18 protein-coding genes and 1 pseudogene are annotated in these 19,527 nt (G+C 56.4%); 9 read left to right on the top strand and 10 right to left on the bottom strand.

Going from position 1 to position 19,527, the window contains the following annotated elements; all coding sequences use genetic code 11:
- The first annotated feature begins 186 nt into the window (after positions 1–186).
- Both nhaB and dsbB read left to right on the top strand, forming a co-directional pair.
- Complete coding sequence (nhaB, locus tag AQ981_RS16970) at positions 187–1,752, top strand: sodium/proton antiporter NhaB (RefSeq protein ID WP_058912929.1); 1,566 nt, start codon at positions 187–189, stop codon at positions 1,750–1,752.
- Positions 1,753–1,883: 131 nt separating this feature from the next.
- On the top strand, positions 1,884–2,414 hold the full coding sequence (dsbB, locus tag AQ981_RS16965; RefSeq protein WP_058912928.1) for a disulfide bond formation protein DsbB: 531 nt from the start codon (positions 1,884–1,886) through the stop codon (positions 2,412–2,414).
- Positions 2,415–2,607: 193 nt separating this feature from the next.
- On the opposite strand, the pseudogene AQ981_RS16960 reads toward dsbB, so the two are convergent.
- The 3 genes and pseudogenes from AQ981_RS16960 to AQ981_RS16950 form a co-directional block, all read right to left on the bottom strand.
- A pseudogene (locus AQ981_RS16960) lies at positions 2,608–3,055 on the bottom strand (YcgN family cysteine cluster protein).
- Between the two features lie 97 nt (positions 3,056–3,152).
- The gene (locus AQ981_RS16955; RefSeq protein ID WP_058912926.1) at positions 3,153–3,812 is read right to left on the bottom strand and encodes a fumarylacetoacetate hydrolase family protein; all 660 of its coding nucleotides are present in this window, start codon (positions 3,810–3,812) and stop codon (positions 3,153–3,155) included.
- A 183-nt stretch (positions 3,813–3,995) separates the two neighbouring features.
- Positions 3,996–4,271, bottom strand: a complete 276-nt coding sequence (locus AQ981_RS16950; RefSeq protein ID WP_058912925.1) for a YcgL domain-containing protein — start codon at positions 4,269–4,271, stop codon at positions 3,996–3,998.
- Positions 4,272–4,394: 123 nt separating this feature from the next.
- Between AQ981_RS16950 and minC the strand changes: the two genes are divergently transcribed.
- From minC to minE, 3 genes are read left to right on the top strand one after another with little or no spacing between them, the layout of a single operon-like run.
- Complete coding sequence (gene minC, locus AQ981_RS16945; protein WP_058913029.1) at positions 4,395–5,099, top strand: septum site-determining protein MinC; 705 nt, start codon at positions 4,395–4,397, stop codon at positions 5,097–5,099.
- 27 nt (positions 5,100–5,126) lie between these two features.
- Positions 5,127–5,939 carry a septum site-determining protein MinD gene (gene minD / locus AQ981_RS16940; protein WP_058912924.1) on the top strand — a complete coding sequence of 271 codons (813 nt, stop codon included), beginning with the start codon at positions 5,127–5,129 and terminating at the stop codon, positions 5,937–5,939.
- Positions 5,940–5,942: 3 nt separating this feature from the next.
- Entirely contained in the window at positions 5,943–6,209 is a 267-nt protein-coding gene (minE, locus tag AQ981_RS16935) for a cell division topological specificity factor MinE (RefSeq protein WP_058912923.1), read from the top strand.
- A 138-nt stretch (positions 6,210–6,347) separates the two neighbouring features.
- On the opposite strand, the gene rnd is transcribed toward minE, so the two are convergent.
- The 5 genes from rnd to AQ981_RS16910 all read right to left on the bottom strand — a co-directional run bounded on the left by rnd (position 6,348) and on the right by AQ981_RS16910 (position 12,842).
- The gene (gene rnd / locus AQ981_RS16930; RefSeq protein WP_249226332.1) at positions 6,348–7,469 is read right to left on the bottom strand and encodes a ribonuclease D; all 1,122 of its coding nucleotides are present in this window, start codon (positions 7,467–7,469) and stop codon (positions 6,348–6,350) included.
- Positions 7,470–7,643: 174 nt separating this feature from the next.
- Positions 7,644–9,329, bottom strand: coding sequence for a long-chain-fatty-acid--CoA ligase FadD (fadD, locus tag AQ981_RS16925; RefSeq protein WP_058912922.1), 1,686 nt, complete (start codon positions 9,327–9,329; stop codon positions 7,644–7,646).
- Between the two features lie 217 nt (positions 9,330–9,546).
- A complete protein-coding gene (locus AQ981_RS16920) occupies positions 9,547–10,119 on the bottom strand; it encodes a Slp family lipoprotein (RefSeq protein WP_121500685.1) in 573 nt (190 codons plus the stop codon).
- A gap of 54 nt (positions 10,120–10,173) precedes the next feature.
- On the bottom strand, positions 10,174–10,869 hold the full coding sequence (gene tsaB / locus AQ981_RS16915; protein ID WP_058912920.1) for a tRNA (adenosine(37)-N6)-threonylcarbamoyltransferase complex dimerization subunit type 1 TsaB: 696 nt from the start codon (positions 10,867–10,869) through the stop codon (positions 10,174–10,176).
- A 62-nt stretch (positions 10,870–10,931) separates the two neighbouring features.
- The gene (locus AQ981_RS16910; RefSeq protein ID WP_058912919.1) at positions 10,932–12,842 is read right to left on the bottom strand and encodes a DNA repair helicase YoaA; all 1,911 of its coding nucleotides are present in this window, start codon (positions 12,840–12,842) and stop codon (positions 10,932–10,934) included.
- 168 nt (positions 12,843–13,010) lie between these two features.
- On the opposite strand from AQ981_RS16910, the gene AQ981_RS16905 reads away from it, so the two are divergent.
- Positions 13,011–13,355: a RidA family protein gene (locus AQ981_RS16905; RefSeq protein WP_058912918.1), complete on the top strand. Its 345-nt coding sequence runs from the start codon at positions 13,011–13,013 to the stop codon at positions 13,353–13,355.
- A 190-nt stretch (positions 13,356–13,545) separates the two neighbouring features.
- Here the strand turns inward: AQ981_RS16905 and AQ981_RS16900 are convergent, their stop codons facing one another.
- On the bottom strand, positions 13,546–13,734 hold the full coding sequence (locus AQ981_RS16900) for a YoaH family protein (RefSeq protein ID WP_058912917.1): 189 nt from the start codon (positions 13,732–13,734) through the stop codon (positions 13,546–13,548).
- Between the two features lie 99 nt (positions 13,735–13,833).
- On the opposite strand from AQ981_RS16900, the gene pabB reads away from it, so the two are divergent.
- From pabB to sdaA, 3 genes are all read left to right on the top strand, one after another.
- Positions 13,834–15,201 carry an aminodeoxychorismate synthase component 1 gene (gene pabB / locus AQ981_RS16895; protein ID WP_058912916.1) on the top strand — a complete coding sequence of 456 codons (1,368 nt, stop codon included), beginning with the start codon at positions 13,834–13,836 and terminating at the stop codon, positions 15,199–15,201.
- Positions 15,202–15,204: 3 nt separating this feature from the next.
- Positions 15,205–15,783, top strand: coding sequence for a CoA pyrophosphatase (locus AQ981_RS16890; protein WP_058912915.1), 579 nt, complete (start codon positions 15,205–15,207; stop codon positions 15,781–15,783).
- A gap of 355 nt (positions 15,784–16,138) precedes the next feature.
- Entirely contained in the window at positions 16,139–17,503 is a 1,365-nt protein-coding gene (gene sdaA / locus AQ981_RS16885; protein ID WP_058912914.1) for an L-serine ammonia-lyase, read from the top strand.
- A gap of 135 nt (positions 17,504–17,638) precedes the next feature.
- On the opposite strand, the gene yoaE is transcribed toward sdaA, so the two are convergent.
- The gene (yoaE, locus tag AQ981_RS16880; RefSeq protein WP_058912913.1) at positions 17,639–19,201 is read right to left on the bottom strand and encodes a CNNM family cation transport protein YoaE; all 1,563 of its coding nucleotides are present in this window, start codon (positions 19,199–19,201) and stop codon (positions 17,639–17,641) included.
- Between the last annotated feature and the right edge of the window lie 326 nt (positions 19,202–19,527).

Below are 19,527 nucleotides of genomic sequence, written 5' to 3'. Positions count from 1 at the left end.
AAAAATTCACTCATCATACCAGACGCGGATGCGGTCAGATAGCATGAACCGGAGTGCAAATGTGGATCGCGGTTTCATTTTTATAAAATCACGGTCGAACCCTCGGTTTTCCTGGCTTGTCACGTTGGTACGCGGAAGGTATTCTCAGAAAAATTAACAAAAAAACACAAGGAAAACCTATAGACGATGGAAATATCGACAGGGCGAGCGATCTACCGCAATTTTCTGGGCCAGTCCCCCGACTGGTATAAACTTACCCTTATTATTTTTTTAGTGGTCAACCCACTGGTTTTCTTCCTGGTCAGCCCTTTTGTCGCTGGCTGGCTGCTGGTCGCAGAATTTATTTTCACCCTGGCGATGGCGTTGAAGTGTTACCCGCTGTTGCCTGGCGGGCTGCTGGCTATCGAGGCGGTAGTCATCGGCATGACGACCCCGGACCACGTGCGCCAGGAGATAGCCGCCAATCTGGAAGTCCTGCTGCTGCTTATCTTTATGGTGGCCGGGATCTACTTCATGAAACAGCTATTGCTGCTTATCTTCACCAAACTGCTGCTGGGGATTCGCTCCAAAACGGCGCTGTCGCTGGCGTTTTGCGCCGCCTCCGCTTTCCTGTCCGCCTTTCTTGATGCGCTGACCGTGGTGGCGGTCATTATCAGCGTGGCGCTGGGCTTCTATGGTATCTATCACAAAGTCGCCTCGCACCACAAAGCGGATGACGATATGCAGGATGACAGCAATATCAGCACTAACCGCCGCCTGGTGCTCGATCAGTTTCGCTCGTTTCTGCGCAGCCTGATGATGCATGCCGGGGTCGGCACCGCCCTCGGCGGCGCGATGACTATGGTCGGCGAACCCCAGAATCTGATTATCGCAAAATCCGCCGGCTGGCAGTTTGGCGACTTTTTCCTGCGTATGTTGCCGGTGAGTTTGCCGGTGCTCATTTGCGGTTTGATAGTATGCTGGCTGCTGGAACGCACGGCGTTGTTTGGTTACGGCGCCCAGCTACCGATGCGGGTGCGCGCTATTCTGCGTCACTATGACAAGCAGGCCAGTAAAAAACGCACCCGCCAGGATAAAGTGCGCCTGGTCGCTCAGGCGATTATCGGCGTCTGGCTGGTGGTGGCGCTGGCGCTGCACCTCGCCGAAGTGGGGCTGATTGGCCTGACGGTGATCATTTTCGCCACTTCGCTGAGCGGCGTGACCGACGAACATGCCATCGGTAAAGCCTTTACCGAAGCTCTGCCATTTACCGCCCTGTTGACGGTGTTCTTCGCGGTGGTGGCGGTGATTATCGACCAGAAATTGTTTGCGCCGATCATTCAGTACGTTCTTCAGGCGTCGCCCCATGCCCAACTGTCGCTGTTCTATCTGTTTAACGGCCTGCTCTCGTCCATCTCAGATAATGTGTTCGTCGGCACCGTCTATATCAACGAAGCCCGCAGCGCGTTTGAACAGGGAATTGTTGATCTGAAACAGTTTGAATTGCTGGCGGTAGCCATCAATACCGGCACCAACCTGCCGTCGGTGGCGACGCCAAACGGCCAGGCGGCATTTCTGTTCCTGCTCACCTCCGCGCTGGCGCCATTAATTCGGCTCTCGTATGGCCGCATGGTGGTGATGGCGCTGCCCTATGCTATCGTCATGACGCTGGTCGGCCTGCTGTGCGTGGAGTATCTGCTGATTCCCGCTACCGACTGGATGTTGCTACACGGCTGGGTCACCACCCCGCCTCCGCAGGCCATCGGCCACTAATCCCACAGGGGCTACGGCCCCTGTATAGTCCGATAAGCATGTAAATATAAGCTTATTTTTACGGGCACTAGTGGCACAATAACGCAATTCGTTTACACTGCCCTCTTATCGCAAGTTCCAGGGAATTTATTATGTTGCGTTATCTCAATCAATGCTCACGCGGGCGCGGGGCCTGGTTATTAATGGCGCTCACTGCGTTTGTCCTTGAGCTGGTTGCGCTCTGGTTCCAGCATGTGATGTTGCTGCAACCGTGCGTGCTGTGTATCTATGAGCGCTGCGCGCTGTTTGGCATTATGGGCGCTGGACTGGTTGGCGCTATTGCGCCGAAAACGCCGCTACGCTATGTGGCGCTGGCTATCTGGATTTACAGTGCCTGGAGAGGTCTCGAGCTTTCCTGGCAGCATACAATGATGCAGTTGCATCCCTCGCCGTTTCTGACCTGTGATTTCGCGGTGCGCTTCCCGGGCTGGCTGCCCCTTGATAAATGGCTGCCGCAGGTATTTGTCGCCTCTGGCGACTGCTCAACCCGCCAGTGGGAGTTCCTGTCACTGGAAATGCCGCAATGGCTGGTAGGCATTTTTGCCGCCTATATGATTGTCGCGCTGCTGGTGCTTATCGCCCAGCCATTCAAACCGAAGCGCCGGGATCTGTTCGGCCGCTAATTCCTCTCAGCCCTCCAGCCGGAGGGCTGTTTTCTTCTGCGATACTGGTTGTGGCACGGAGCCTCATGTAGGATTGGTGGTATTCTTTATTAGTATGTTGTAACTAAAAATCAATAATATGACCCCTGATCGACCCGGTGTGTTGATCACGCATCAGGAATGACCGGGTATCCTTATCCGTGCCATTGCACAGTCAGTCGGCCCAGTCGGGTTTATTGAGGATATGATCCTGCCAGTCGCGCACCTCAGATTCCCGCACGGCAATATGGCGCACGGAAATCCGCTCGGCGTGCATCGCCGCTTTGGAACCGCTGACCAGCGGATGCCAGGCCGGCAGGTCTTTGCCTTCAGCCAGCAGGCGGTAGGCGCAGGTATGCGGCAGCCACTCAAAAGTGGGCAGATTTTCCCGGGTGAGCTTGATGCAGTCCGGCTCATATTCGAAACGCCGGCTATAGTTCCGGCACTGGCAGGTTTTGATATTCAACTGGCGGCAGGCGACATTGGTGAAATAGATTTCATCGCTGTCTTCATCCATCAGTTTATGCAGGCAGCACTGGCCGCAGCCATCACACAGCGATTCCCATTCGGCGTCGCTCATCTCATCCAGTTTTTTTTTGCTGCCAGAACGGGCGTTCGGTCATAAGCATCATCAGTCAAAAAGTCAGCCGCACCTTATATACGCTCCGGCACCAGGATGCAAGCACCAGCGCCCGGAATCTCCCCCGGGCGCCCCGGCGATTACAGCACGCGCGTAGTCAACGCCTGGCCGTTTATCGCCACTTCAATCTCATCGCCGCTAACCAGCGGGCCGACGCCTTCCGGCGTACCGGTCAGCACCACGTCCCCGGCGCGCAGGGTAAAAAAGCGGCTCATATAGGCTATTAGCGGCACAATCTTATGCAGCATATCCTGAGTATTACCGTTCTGGCGCGATTCGCCATTAACCTTCAGCGACAACGCGGTATGCTGGGGATCGCTGGTAAATTCAGCAACCGGGATAAATCCTGAAATCGGGCAGGCGTTATCAAAACCCTTGGCTTTTTCCCACGGGCGTCCAGCCTTTTTCAACTGGGCCTGCACATCGCGCAGCGTAAGATCGATAGCCACGCCGTAACCAGCAATGGCTTTAGTGACATGCTCTTCCGTCGCCTGCCTGAGAGTCGCGCCAATCAGCACCGCCAGCTCCACCTCATGATGCACTTCGCCCAGCCCCTGGGGCAGCGCCAGCGGCTGATGGATATCGCACAGCGCGCTTTCCGGTTTTATAAACAGTACCGGCTCATCCGGCGTCGCACTGCCCATCTCTTTGATATGGTTGGCATAATTACTGCCCACGCACACCACTTTATTTACCGGGTAATCCAGTAAAGCGCCCTGCCAGTTGCGATGCTGATACATAACGTTCCCCTGTGTCGTCGTCGGTAATAAGTTGCCGCTACTATCCGCGCCTGGCGCAGAGAATGTCAATGATATCGTTACCTATAGCGACAACGGGCTGGATGCCAGGGGGATTATTCAGAATATCTGCGCAGGAAATTGTTATTCCGGCAGCAAAACAGCATCGCCGCCGGAGAGAAAATCTTATTTTTTAATGGCGGTATCAAGATGCATTTTGAGTAAACTTTCCGGCGGCGGAGGTAGTTGCAGATAATACCCCTGATCAATAAGGGCCTGTTTCACATTTTGCCAGTCGGCATTCGCCAGTTTTTTACTGCCGTCGAGCCGTAATATCATTGCCAGTTTCGGCTCGCCGAAACTTTTCAACAATTCTTCCGGTACCCGGGAAAAATCGTCTTTTTTTTCGACATAGAGATAGGTCTGGTCGCGTTTAGCACTCCGATAGATCACACAAAGCATGTTTTTACTCTAAATTCACGGGATGGTTACTTGCCTGAATATAACAGGGACTATAACATGCCTTCTATACTTCAGAATATGTTCCCGTTATTTCGGGATAAAACAGTATTGAGTAAGGCCAGGATGTCAAACACGCCCATTGAGCTAAAAGGCAGCAGCTTCACCTTATCCGTGGTTCATTTACACCACGCACAACCTGAGGTTATCCGCCAGGCGCTCGAAGATAAAATCGCCCAGGCTCCGACTTTCCTGAAACATGCCCCCGTCGTCGTCAACATCGCCGCCCTCGCAGGCCCCGTGGACTGGCACGGTCTGTATCAGGCGATTAGCGCGACCGGTCTGCGGGTGATTGGCGTCAGCGGGTGTAAAGATGCCGCTCTCAAGCAGCAGATTGACGCAGAAGGTATACCCTTACTCACTGAAGGCAAGGAAAAAAGCGTCCGCGCGCCGCGCGCTAAAGCGCCGGAGCCAGTCATTGAGCCCGTCGCGGCGCCGGTGGTAAAAACGCGCTTAATCGATACCCCGGTCCGTTCCGGCCAGCGGGTCTGGGCGCCGGGCTGCGATTTAATCGTCACCAGCAGCGTCAGCGCAGGCGCAGAGCTGATTGCCGACGGCAATATTCATGTCTACGGTATGATGCGTGGTCGCGCGCTGGCTGGCGCCAGCGGCGATCGGGACGCGCAAATTTTCTGTACTCACCTGGCGGCGGAACTGGTTTCTATCGCCGGGGAATACTGGCTGAGCGATCAAATCCCGGCCGAATTTACTGGCAAAGCCTCCCGCCTGCGTCTCGCCGGCGGCGCTTTGGCAATTGAACCTTTATATTAACAGGCCCTTTTAACAAGGAATTCCTTTATGGCACGCATTATTGTTGTTACATCAGGTAAAGGGGGCGTAGGTAAGACCACGTCCAGCGCGGCCATCGCGACGGGGTTGGCCCAGAAGGGAAAGAAAACTGTCGTTATCGATTTTGATATCGGCCTGCGTAACCTTGACCTGATTATGGGTTGTGAACGCCGTGTCGTATACGATTTTGTTAACGTCATTCAGGGCGACGCCACCCTGAATCAGGCGCTGATCAAGGACAAGCGCACTGAAAACCTCTACATTCTGCCCGCTTCCCAGACCCGCGATAAAGATGCGCTGACCCGCGAAGGGGTTGAGAAAGTGCTCGACACCCTGAAAGAAATGGATTTTGAATTCATCGTCTGCGACTCGCCGGCGGGAATTGAAACCGGGGCGCTGATGGCGCTCTATTTCGCCGATGAAGCGGTGATCACCACCAACCCGGAAGTCTCTTCGGTTCGCGACTCAGATCGCATTCTCGGTATCCTGTCGTCAAAATCGCGCCGGGCGGAAAACAGCGAAGCGCCGATCAAAGAGCACCTGCTGCTGACCCGCTATAACCCGGGGCGCGTCAGCCGCGGCGACATGCTGAGTATGGAAGATGTGCTGGAGATCCTGCGTATTCCGCTGGTTGGCGTGATCCCGGAAGATCAGTCGGTGCTGCGCGCCTCCAACCAGGGTGAACCGGTGATTCTCGACGACACGTCCGATGCGGGTAAAGCCTATGCCGATATGGTGGATCGTCTGCTGGGAGAAGAACGTCCTTTCCGCTTCGTAGAAGAAGAGAAGAAAGGTTTCCTCAAACGCCTGTTCGGAGGATAAGTTATGGCATTACTTGACTTTTTTCTGTCGCGAAAAAAGACCACCGCCAACATCGCCAAAGAACGTCTGCAGATTATTGTCGCGGAACGCCGCCGTAGCGATACGGAACCCCATTATCTGCCGCAATTAAAGCGCGACATTCTGGAAGTGATCTGTAAATACGTACAGATTGATCCGGAAATGGTAACCGTCCAGTTGGATCAAAAAGGTGACGATATCTCAGTTCTGGAACTTAACGTCACCCTGCCGGAAGCCGAAGAATCTAAATAACGGCCTTATCATTCCCCCGGATATACCCGGGGGAGTGTTTATTAACTGCGCCGCAATAGCGGGAACTTTCTTATATATTATTGCCAGGAAGAGATTAATAAATACTTTTCCTGTATTTATTTACAGTGTTATCAGGTTTTAATATTCCTTAACCAGCGCTTTCAATGACTCACCTAACAACTCATTACGCCAGCCACTTATTAACTCCGGCGGTAAGCTTTGCGGTTTAATTTCCCAGTGCCAGTTGAGTAATTGATTAATTTGCCGGCGCGACGCGAGTAATTCAGCGCTTACCCCTTGCTGCTGAGCAACCTCCTGCACCAGCGCCTTGATGGCTTTAAATGCCTGGCGATACCCCGGCATATCCACCAGATTGGCTAATGGCGCCGGCAGTGCCTCTTCCGGCAATGCCTGCGCCTGCGCCACCATCGCGAGCAGCGTTTTACCGTGGAAACGAATCTCGCTGCCGGAAAGCCCCAGGCTGTCCAGTTCGCCGAGCGACCCCGGCATATAGCGCGCCACTTGCCAGAGATGCTCTTCACGCACCACAAAATTTACCGCCAGATCCCGCTCCCGCGCTTTACGTAAACGCCAGGATGCCAGCAGTTGCAGGCAGGCGAGCTGGCGGGAGCGCAACTGCCACGCATTGCCAATCTCCCGCCACGCCTCCTGAGGATCGAGAATGTCTTTGCGGCGGGCGATCATTAACCGGCACTCATCTTCAGCTGCGGCCATCCATCCGCTGCTGGCAGTGTCCTCCAGCAACTTCCTGGCAATGGGTAATAAATACCAGACGTCCGCCGCCGCATAACGACACTGCTTTTCTGTCAGAGGACGGGCCAGCCAGTCGGTACGGGATTCGCTTTTATCCAGCGCCACGCCGCAGATCTCTTCGACCAGGGCGGCAAACCCGCAGGACAGCGCCTTACCACAGAATGCCGCCAGCACCTGAGTGTCAATCAGCGGCTCCGGCATGATGCCAAAGCTGTTCCAGAACACTTCCAGATCCTCGCTGCCGGCGTGCAGCAATTTGGTTACCGCGCTATCGCTGAGCAGAGCCTGAAACGGGGTCCAGTCGCTGATGGTCAGGGGATCAATCAGCGACAGCCGCTCACCGTCAAACAGCTGTATCAACCCCAACTGCGGGTAATAAGTTCGGGTACGCACGAATTCGGTGTCCAGCGCCACGGAAGTATACTGGCGGGCTGCCTGGCAGACCTCCGCCAGCGCGGCATCGGAAGTGATCATCTGATAGTTCAATATCGGTTCTCTCTGGTTCAGGCCAAAAAATGCCGGCAGGGCCGGCACAAGGCTAATGACAAACGTCGGCCGCGAACAAACCGGCCTGAGCAGTCATAAAATAAACAGCAAAATCAATATGTTGATTTTCGCCTGGATACGACAAAGCCGGCGCAGAGGCGACGGCATAAAATCTCAGGGGGTATTGTTACCTGTCGCGGTCGCTTCGTCACGCAGTTCTCGCCGTAAAATTTTCCCTACATTCGATTTCGGCAGCTCATCGCGAAACTCCACCAGTTTCGGCACTTTGTAACCGGTGAGATGGCGGCGGCAGAAGGTAATCAGCGCCTCTTCGGTGAGCGCCGCATCTTTACGAACTACAAAAATCTTCACTGTCTCGCCGCTGGCGCCTGCCGGTACGCCAACCGCCGCCACTTCCTGAACGCCACTGTGCTTCATCACCACATCTTCGATTTCGTTAGGGTAGACGTTGAAGCCGGAGACAAGAATCATATCCTTCTTGCGATCGACAATGCGCATAAACCCCTGCTCATCCATCACCGCAATATCACCGGTATATAGCCAGCCGTCTTTAATGATTTCATCGGTGGCGTCCGGGCGCTGCCAGTAACCGAGCATCACCTGCGGTCCTCTGACGCACAGCTCCCCGGGTTCGCCCGGAGCCACTTCGCGATTGTCCTCATCCACCAGCCGCACTTCTGTCGATGGCACCGGCAGCCCGATACTGCCGGTATGATGATCAATATCGTGGGGATTGACGCTCACCAGCGGCGCGCACTCCGTCAGGCCGTAGCCTTCGAGCAGAAACTGGCCGGTCAATTTTTCCCAGCGCTCCGCCACCACCTGCTGCACCGGCATCCCGCCGCCGGCAGACAGGTGCAGACTGGAGAAATCCAGTTGCTGGAACTCTTTATTGTTGAGTAGCGCATTGAATAGCGTGTTAACCCCGGTCATCGCCGTAAAGCGGTATTTCGCCAGCTCTTTCACCAGACCCGGAATGTCCCGCGGGTTGGTGATCAACAGGTTCTGGCCGCCCAGCTCAATAAACAACAGGCAGTTCATGGTCAGGGCAAAAATATGGTACAGCGGCAGCGCGGTCACAATCAGCTCTTTGCCCTCATGGAGCAACGGGCCGTAGGTCCCCTTCACCTGCTCGAGGTTCGCCAGCATATTGCGGTGGGTCAGCATCGCCCCCTTCGCGACTCCGGTAGTGCCGCCGGTATATTGCAGAAAAGCAATATCGTCGCCGATCAGTTCCGGGCGAATGTACTGCAGCCGGTAGCCCTGATGGAGCGCACGACGAAACGAGATGGCGTCCGGCAGATGGTATTTCGGCACCAGGCGCTTAATATATTTGACCACAAAATTGACCAGCGTCCCTTTTGCCGTTGAAAGCTGATCCCCCATGCGGGTAAGAATAACGTGGCGCACCTGGGTTTTATCCACCACCTTTTCCAGGGTGTGGGCGAAGTTCGACACAATGACAATGGCGCTGGCGCCGCTGTCATTAAGCTGGTGTTCCAGCTCGCGGGGCGTATACAGCGGGTTGACATTCACCACGATCATCCCGGCGCGTACAATACCAAACAGCGCTACGGGGTACTGCAGCAGGTTTGGCATCATCAGCGCTACCCGGTCCCCCTTTTTCAGCCCCAGACCTTCCTGAAGATAAGCGGCAAACGCACGGCTGCGTTCTTCCAGCTTACGGTAGGTCATCACTTCCCCCATGTTCATGAACGCCGGCCGGTCTGCAAAGCGGCTGACAGCCTGCTCAAACAGCGCCACCAGGGAAGGGTATCGATTGGGGTTAATTTCGGCCGGAACATCGGCTGGATAGCGGTTAAGCCATACCTTCTTCAAAGAATCACCTCTGAACTGATTTATCGTCGTCATCGCGGCCCCAAACAATACACATGTTGTTAACATTATTTTAACTCAGCGTACCAGTTTATTAATTGGCCTGTTTGAAGGTTGAGATGCACGTCACTAATTATTTTTTATTTCGTCCTGCAAATAAATAAACAGCGGACCAGCCGCTGTTTATTTATTGAGTCACATCGAGGCCCGCATTAAGGCATTATTCGGTGACCACGCTCTGTACCTGCGCCGGTCCCGGGTTATACCAACCCCAGCCGCCATATCCCCAGCCCCAGGGGCGTGGCCCATGCCACATCCAGGGATCGATAGGCTGCGGCGGCATCACCACCTGCTGCACCACGCGCCAGCGTTTATACCCGTCGGCGCGCATCACCATAAATTTATACGGCGTATTGCCGACTTTACCGTCCACCGCGCCGGTGATCGGCCCCACCACGGTAACCAGTTGATTATTAAAATCAACCGGGTCAAGGAAGCCATTCACCTCGGCATAGATCCGCCCCCGGGACGGTTCGCCGAGGATTGGCCGGGCGCCGGCGTCAAGAGGAACGGTGGCGATTTCCAGCCGGGTCTTACCCTGCTGATTGTGCATAGCCACCACCCGCCCGCCAAAACGCGCCTCCTGGCCGACATACAACTGCGGAGCATTCATCACCCGCGCCAGATCCTGTTGCGGGGTGGGACTGTTGCCCTTTACCGCGTCCGGCACGCTGACGCAGCCGCTCAGGGTCAGTGCCGCCAGCGCCGCAAGGAACCACCGGGATTTTATCATCACGCTATTCGCCATTTCCGCCTCCTGACCCGCCCGGCTAATGCCGCGGATCGACTATTCTTTACCGGGGAGCTTCTTCCATGCAACTTCATTACGCAGGTAGACCGGTTCCGCCTTTTCCACCGCCACGGTTTCCTGACGCGCCAGCTTAACGCAGGCCAGCGGCAGCATATCTTCCGCGGCGGGTAGTAATATTTGCCCGTCCTGAATATCAAGGCCGCAACCAGCCGCCATCTCCGGCCATGCCTGCCAGCCTGTTCCTACTGTAACCCAACTGCCGCTGAGTTGCCGCAGCCGGGCGCTAACCGCTTCGGGCTTTAGCACCGCTTCGCTCTCTTCGCCGTACCAGACGCCCTGCTCATCACGCTGGTATTCGGCCCAGTACACTTCGCCCATGCGGGCGTCAATAGCCGCCAGCACCCGCGTGGCGCCGGTTTTACGCCAGGCGCCCTGCGCCATTGTGGCCAGCGTCGACACGCCAATCATCGGCAGTTCAGCCCCCAGCGCCAGACCCTGGGCAATACCGATGCCGATGCGTACGCCGGTAAAACTACCCGGCCCGCGACCAAACGCCAGCGCGCTTAGCTGAGACAAAGAAATATCGCCCTGGTTCAGAATATCCCGCACCATCGGCAGGATACGCCGGGTATGTTCCCGCGGGCAGAGTTCAAAATGGCTGAGGGTGGTGCCGTTGAGCCACAGTGCAACGGAACAGGCCTCGGTGGCGGTGTCGATAGCAAGGATCTGCATGGGGTTTAACAACCTCGGTGGGTATTTACATCGGCGCGCATCATACCATAACCCGGCGCGAATTACTGCGCCGGCGCCTGCATCAAAAAAGCGACTGCGCGTTTAATATCCCGGGTGCGCGGCGCCGCGGGCAGACTGTTAAGAAACACCGCGCCATAAGGCCGCATCACCAGCCGGTTATCGCAAATAACCAGCACCCCGCGATCGTCCACGTCGCGAATTAACCGCCCCACCCCCTGTTTGAGGGCGATGACCGCTTCGGGAAGTTGCACCTCATCAAAAGGATCGCCGCCGCGCAGGCGGCAGTCTTCCATGCGCGCCTTGAGCAGCGGATCGTCCGGCGAGGTGAATGGCAGTTTGTCGATAATCACCAGCGACAGCGTATCGCCACGCACATCGACCCCTTCCCAGAAGCTACTGGTCGCCACCAGCAACGCATTGCCGGCGCTGACAAACTGTTTCAGAAGCTGGCCTTTACCGGTCTCCCCCTGTAACAGTACCGGCAGCGTCATGGTGGCGCGGAATTCCGCCGCCAGGTCGCGCATCATAGCGTGAGAGGTACACAGCATAAAGCAGCGACCATTGTTGGATTCAATCATCGGACGCAGCATTCTCGCCAGTTGCCGCGCGCCGCCGGGCTGGTTGGGCGACGGCAGATTGCGCGGCACGCACAGCAGCGCCTGGCGGGCGTAGTCGAATGGACTGGGCAACAGCAGAGTCTGCGCAGCGCCGATCCCCAGACGATCGGTAAAGTGGCTGAGACGGTCGTTCACCGACAGGGTCGCCGAGGTGAAAATCCAGCTTCCCGGCTTGCGGGCGATCACTTCCTGAAACTTCTCGGCCACCGTCAGCGGAGTCAGAGCCAGCGTAAAATGGCGCGAGGTACATTCATACCAGTAGCTGTAGCCCGGCTGGCTGGTCTCTTTAAGCCGTTTCAGGCGCGCCCGATACAGCGTGGCGCGTTCAAAGGCGGCGTCGAGCAGCGCCGAACGCCCCAGCGACAATTTCGCCACGTCATAACACAGCTCCAGCGCATCATCCAGCAGCAGCAACGCTCGCTGAATCGCCGCGTCGGCGAGCAAATCGCGCAGATTGCCGCGAAATCCCGGCTCCCCGAGTTGCAGGCGAAAATCCTGGGTGCTCTGGCTAAGCCGGTCGGCGCATTTTTGCAACTGTTGAGTATCTTTCAGCTCGGTACGGTAAGCGATGGTGATATCTTTCGCCAGGTCCAGCAACTGGCGGCTGGAGAGCGACTGACCGAAATACTGGCTGGCAATATCCGGCACCTGATGCGCTTCATCAAAGATCAGCACGTCGGCGTCGGGGATCAGCTCGGCAAACCCGCTCTCTTTAACCACCATATCGGCCAGAAACAGATGATGGTTGACCACCACCACATCGGCGTCCAGAGCTTTTTTGCGCGCTTTCACGACAAAACAATCTTTATACAGCGGACAGTCGGCCCCCAGGCAGTTATCGTTAGTGCTGGTCACCAGCGGCCAGACCGCGGCATCTTCCGCCACGCTGGCGCAGGCGCTGATATCGCCGTCAACGGTTTCATTAGACCAGCTACGCAACAGGATCACATCGCTCAGGGTTTGCACCGGCAGGTCGCCGCCGGCCAGCGCCTGCTGCTCCAGGCGTTCAAGACATAAGTAGTTGGAGCGCCCTTTCAATAGCGCCAGCTTACCGCGGTAGCCCAGCGCCTGCGCCACGGTGGGCAGATCGCGCGCGTAAAGTTGATCCTGCAGCGCTTTTGAACCGGTGGAGATAATCACTTTCTTCCCCGAGCGCAGCGCCGGGGCCAGGTAGGCGTAGGTTTTGCCGGTCCCGGTTCCCGCTTCCACCACCAGTTGACGCTGATGTTCAATAGCGTCAGTCACGGCGGCAGCCATCTGGCGCTGCGGTTCACGGGGGCGAAATCCCTTAATGGCCTGAGCCAGTTGGCCGTCTGCTGCAAAATCGTCTGTCACGCTATGCCTTATATCATTGCCATACGCCGCACCGGCGCGCTACAACCCTGGTTAAATTGCCAGTGATTATGTCAGGCCGCAGGCAGTTTCGCCAGCAAAGAGGTGACGCCGCCGACACAATATGGCAGGCTTTATGCCCTGTTTCTTTGTCACTGAAAGGATGAATTGATGACTATCGTGCGTGTAAAACCGGAGGCCCGCTGGTCCGATGCGGTCATTCACAACCAGACCCTGTACTACACCGGGGTACCGGAAAATCTCGACGCCGGAGCCTACGAGCAGACCGCCAACACGCTGGCGCAGATTGACCAGATGCTGCGTGAACAGGGTAGCGACAAGAGCCGCATCCTGGACGCCACCATCTTCCTGGCGGACAGCGGCGATTTTGCAGAGATGAACCGCGCGTGGGATGAGTGGGTGGTCGCCGGCCAGGCGCCGGTACGCTGCACGGTGCAGGCGACGCTAATGAAAGCGCAGTTCAAAGTGGAAATAAAAATCATCGCCGCGCTGTAACTGGCGTCAATGAGGAGCAGGCTTATGCCTGGTCCTCCTGAGACTGTTGATCAACCCCATCTCATTGCCGTATTTGCCGATATCACTCGATAACAAACAAGGAAAATCGATTTATTGATTTTCGGCTGATAACCACAAAGGGGTAAAACCACGCATTTTCCCCTTGTCAGCCGCCAGAAGAGGCGCAGGCTTATGCCTGGTCCTCTTCATCATCGTCAAAGCGCGCCACAATCCGATCGCCAGTGTGCGTTGCGCGAATCTCTTCCGCCACCTGGGCTATCGCCTGACCGCTGCTCATCCCCTGCGCCATCAGTTCCTGAATACGCTCCACGGCTTTTTGCTGCTGTTCGTGGCTCAGCGAAGGTAAACCTGCAAACATTCTCAACTCCTGCTACATTACTGGCGCTTATTATTTCACGCCCGGATCGTGGAAACCAGTCAGCCGTGTGTTGTTATTGTAAATGCAGGAAACCCCGTCATGCCTCATCCGTCACCTTCCCTGTCGACCCTGCCCTGGGAGCAGGACGCGATTTGTCACTACTTTACCGCCATCAGCCATCAGCCGTGGTCGATGCTGCTGCATTCCGGGTTTGCCGAGCATCCGCACAATCGTTTTGACATTATGGTCGCCGACCCTGTCGCTACTCTGACGACCCGCGGCGAAGTCACCGAAATCACCACCCGCGACGGCACAACCCGGCGCCGGGACGATCCACTGGCGCTGGTACAGCAAATCCTTGAGCGGTACGGCGATGCCCCACCGCCGCCCTGCGCCGATCTGCCGTTCCAGGGCGGCGCGCTGGGGCTGTTTGGCTATGACCTCGGGCGCCGCTTTGAAAAATTACCGGCCTGCGCCTGCCAGGATCTGCAAACTCCCGATATGGCCATCGGTATTTATGACTGGGCGCTGATTGCCGACCATCAGTCGCAGCGCCTGACCCTGGTATGCCGGGGGGATATCGCCGCCAGACGGCGCTGGCTGGAACAGCTTGTACTGCCGCAGCGTCCGGCGTTCCGTTTGACCAGCGACTGGCAGGCGAATATCAGCCGCGCGCAATATGGCGAAAAGTTCCGCGCCGTTCAGGATTACCTGCGCAGCGGCGACTGCTACCAGGTGAACCTCGCCCAGCGATTTTGCGCCAGCTATCAGGGCGATGAATGGCAGGCGTTTACCCGGCTCAATGCCGCAAACCGCGCTCCTTTCAGCGCCTTTTTACGCCTGCCGGAGAGCGCCATTCTCAGCCTTTCGCCGGAGCGTTTTATCCGCCTGGATGAACGGCAAATCGAGACGCGGCCGATTAAAGGCACCCTGCCGCGTATTCACGGCGATGCGCAGGCCGATGCCCGCCAGGCGCAAAAACTGGCTGACTCGCCAAAAGACCGGGCTGAGAACCTGATGATTGTCGACCTGATGCGCAATGACATCGGGCGGGTTGCCGTACCGGGCAGTGTGCGGGTCCCGGAATTATTTGTCGTGGAACCTTTCCCGGCGGTACACCACCTGGTCAGCACCATTAGCGCCAGGCTACTGCCGCATCTGCACGCCAGCGATTTATTACGCGCCTGTTTTCCGGGCGGTTCTATCACCGGCGCTCCGAAACTACGGGCGATGGAGATCATTGAGGAGCTGGAACCGCAGCGCCGTAACGCCTGGTGTGGTTCCATCGGCTATATTAGTTTTTGCGGCACGATGGATACCAGCATTACCATTCGCACAATTACCGCTGAACGCGGGCGCCTCTACTGTTCCGCCGGCGGAGGAATTGTGGCGGACAGTGATGAAACCGCGGAATATCAGGAAACGTTTGATAAAGTAGACCGCATTCTGCACCTTTTCCGGAACTGACCAATGGATGACGCTTCATTAACGCTGGAGAGTTTTCTGTCCCGTTTCCAGCTACTGCGACCGGCGCCGCGTCGGGTAACCATTAACCAGCGCCAGGCGGCGGTATTAGTACCGATTGTCCGCCGCGCCCGGCCTGGGCTGCTGCTGACCCAGCGCTCCCCCTATTTGCGCAAACATGCCGGACAGGTCGCTTTCCCGGGCGGTTCCGTCGACAGCAGCGACCTTTCTCTGATCGACGCCGCGCTGCGCGAAGCGCAGGAAGAGGTCGCTATCCCGCCATCCCGCGTTGAGGTGGTCGGCATCCTGCCGCCAATCGACAGCGTCACCGGATTCCGCGTGACGCCGGTTGTCGGCATCATTCCGGCCGATATTGCTTATCACGCCTGCGAAGATGAAGTCTCGGCGGTATTTGAAATGCCGCTCGCCGAAGCGCTGCGTCTCGGTCGCTATCATCCTCTGGATATCTGGCGGCGCGGCAATGCCCATCGGGTGTGGCTCTCCTGGTACCAGCACTATTTTGTCTGGGGGATGACGGCTGGCATTATTCGTGAGCTGGCGCTCCAGATTGGCGATGAGTTGTGACTATACTTTTAATCGTCGCCACAGGGGTGAGGTGCGTTCTGGCTATACCTTCAATAGTCCGCTTGATGGGGCAACCCGCTGCCGATACCTGATATAATCCACTCAGGCGCGTGGCTCAGGAACAGCGCCGGAGACAAAACGCACATTTTGCGTCATGGAGTATTTTCATTCTGCATTTTCACCACCGGATAGCATAATGTCCGGAATAATGGCTCTGCGGATAACTATTTTCATGGGTGACGCATTAGTTTAATTCATGTGAATAGTTAACTATCCGCCGACAGAACCTCTTACACTAGCGACAATTTATACCCGGTCGCCGCCTGACGCGGCGCCCCAGGCAGGAGTATTAAAAGTGATTAGCATTTTCGACATGTTTAAGGTCGGTATTGGCCCTTCCAGCTCCCATACCGTTGGCCCGATGAAGGCCGGGAAGCAGTTTGTCGACGATCTGATTGAAAAAGAGTTACTCGACATCGTCACCCGCGTCGCAGTGGATGTTTACGGCTCCCTCTCCCTGACCGGTAAGGGGCACCATACCGATATCGCCATTATTATGGGACTGGCAGGCAACCAGCCGGATGATGTCGACATCGACGCTATCCCGGCATTTATCCGCGATGTCGAGCACCGGGAGCGTCTGCTGCTGGCAAAAGGGCTGCGTGAAGTGGATTTCCCGAAAGATAACGGAATGCGTTTTCATAACAGCAACCTGCCACTGCACGAAAACGGCATGCAAATTCACGCTTACAGCGGCGAGCGGGAAATTTACAGCAAAACCTATTACTCCATCGGCGGCGGTTTTATCGTCGATGAAGAGCACTTCGGCAATAACAGTGATGACCAGGTCACTGTCCCCTGGCCGTTTCATTCGGCAACCGAGCTGCTGGCCCATTGTAAAGAGTCCGGGCTGTCGCTTTCCGGGCTGATTATGCAGAATGAACTTGCGCTGCACAGTAAAAAAGAGATTGAAAGCTACTTTGAAAATGTCTGGCAAACCATGCGCGCCTGCATCGATCGCGGTATGAATACGGAAGGGGTGCTCCCCGGCCCGCTGCGGGTACCGCGTCGCGCCTCGGCCCTGCGTCGCATGCTGGTTTCCAGCGACAAGTTATCCAGCGATCCGATGAACGTGGTGGACTGGGTAAATATGTTTGCCCTGGCGGTTAACGAAGAAAACGCCGCCGGCGGCCGGGTGGTGACCGCGCCGACTAACGGAGCCTGTGGAATCGTGCCCGCGGTACTGGCCTATTACGATCACTTTATTGAGTCCGTCAGTCCTGACATTTATATCCGCTACTTCCTGGCGGCCGGGGCTATCGGAACACTGTACAAGATGAACGCGTCAATCTCCGGCGCCGAGGTGGGCTGCCAGGGTGAAGTCGGCGTCGCCTGTTCCATGGCGGCGGCCGGGCTGGCTGAACTACTTGGCGCCAGCCCGGAGCAGGTTTGCGTGGCGGCGGAGATCGGTATGGAACACAACCTTGGCCTGACCTGCGATCCGGTCGCCGGACAGGTACAGGTGCCGTGCATCGAACGTAATGCCATTGCCTCGGTGAAAGCCATTAATGCTGCGCGTATGGCGATGCGCCGTACCAGCGAACCCCGCGTATCGCTCGATAAGGTCATCGAGACCATGTATGAGACCGGTAAAGACATGAACGCCAAATACCGCGAAACCTCGCGTGGCGGTCTGGCGATAAAAGTTCAGTGCGACTAACGGCGGCGCTGCAACTGCGTGCCGCCGGGGATGGGCCTGCAATCACTTATCGCGCATTTCCGGCTTCCAGCACTAACCGGCAGCCATAAAAAATCCCCCTGAGTCGGGGGATTTTTTTACATCACAGGGGAGCGTTTATTGCTCTTCTTCGTGCTCGTCGTGGCCTGGTTCCTTAACGATCCGCACCAGATCGACCCGATAGTCATTGGCTTCCAGCACCTCAATGCGTAACGGCGGCACCGTTAACACATCCCCCTGGCGCGGGATCTGACCGTTAACGGCAATCACCAGCCCAGCCACCGTGGCGATTTCGTCATCATCGTCCACCAGACCATGCAGATCGAAACGCTGCTGCAGCGCGTGCAGATCCGTGCTGCCCTTCACCAGCCAGCCTTCGCCGTCCGCGACAATCTCCGGCGTTTCATCGGCATCAGGGAATTCACCGGCAATCGCTTCCAGCACATCCAGCGGCGTCACCAGCCCCTGCACTACGCCAAACTCATTGTTGACGATGACAAAACTCCCTTTGGCGCGACGCAGCACCCCCAGCAGATTAATCGGGTCAAGGGTTTCCGGCACCACAATGGCCGGCGACGCTGCGGCAATCGCCGCCACGTCAACGCCCTCTTCCAGCGCCACCAGCAACTCTTTCGCGCGCACCACGCCAATCAGCTCATCCAGTTCGCCGCGGCACACCGGGAACAGACTGTGCGGCGATGACAGGAGCTGACTGCGAATCTCCTCAACGCTGCGGCTGGCATCCACCCAACTGATCTCGCCGCGCGGCGTCATAATGCTGCGCAGCGAGCGCTCCGCCAGGGTCAATACGCCGTTAATCATATAGCGTTCTTCTTCAACAAACGCCTCGTCAGGCACCGGGATCATGGCATGGGTAGACTCCGGCTCCTGGACTTTTTTACGCTTGCCTTCCATCAGGCGCAGTACCGCCGCCGCCGTTCTGGCGCGCAGCGGCTGGTTCGACTGATGGCGGATAAAATTGCGTCGGGCAATCTGGTTAAACAGTTCGATAACAATCGAGAAACCAATCGCCGCATACAGATACCCTTTCGGAATGTGGAAGCCAAAACCTTCGGCCACCAGGCTCAGACCGATCATCAGCAGGAAGCTAAGACACAGCACCACCACTGTCGGATGCTGGTTCACGAAACGGGTCAGCGGTTTTGAAGCCAGCAGCATCACGCCCATGGCGATAATCACCGCCGCCATCATTACCGGCAGATCGTTGACCATCCCGACCGCAGTGATAACCGCATCCAGTGAAAAGACCGCGTCCAGCACCACAATCTGTAACACCACCACCCAAAAGCTGGCGTAACCTTTGCCGTGGGAGCCTTCATGCTGGCGATTTTCCAGCCGTTCATGTAGCTCGGTTGTAGCCTTAAACAGCAGGAACAAACCACCCAGCAACATGATTAAATCCCTACCGGAAAACGAAAAATCGCCTATGCTGAATAGCGGGCGCGTCAGGGTCACCATCCAGGAGATCAGCGACAACAGGCCCAGACGCATGATCAATGCCAGCGAAAGACCGATCAGGCGAGCTTTATCACGCTGTTTCGGCGGTAGCTTATCCGCCAGTATGGCGATAAACACCAGGTTATCGATACCCAGGACGATTTCCAGCACGACAAGGGTAAGTAAACCCGCCCAAATGGAGGGGTCCATTAAGAATTCCATGACAAGCTCCTGCAACAGGAATAACTAAGCGACACCCCAGGATTCACGGGCGCGAAACAGAAAGAAGGAACGAAATAAAAGTATGAAGCACAAGAAGGCAGCGCCAGTAAGGGCTGATTAAAGAAGCGACATCGGTGACGGTCCATATAGTGGGCGGTTGCCCCAAACTCCGGGTAATTAGACAGACCGTTAACATAGCAAACTGGTTTACGTTTTGGCAAAGATTTACCTGAATTTGCATTACAGTCGCTGGCGCGGAGCTGTTCATATTTTGCGCTGCAAAATTATCTTGACGGGGGGATGGCTAAATTACGGATCTTCATCAC

The organism is Entomohabitans teleogrylli, from assembly GCF_001484765.1.
In the GTDB taxonomy this organism is placed as follows: Bacteria; Pseudomonadota; Gammaproteobacteria; order Enterobacterales; family Enterobacteriaceae; genus Entomohabitans; species Entomohabitans teleogrylli.
Note: the sequence above shows the minus strand (reverse complement) of the source record. Positions and strands in the feature narration are given on the sequence as shown.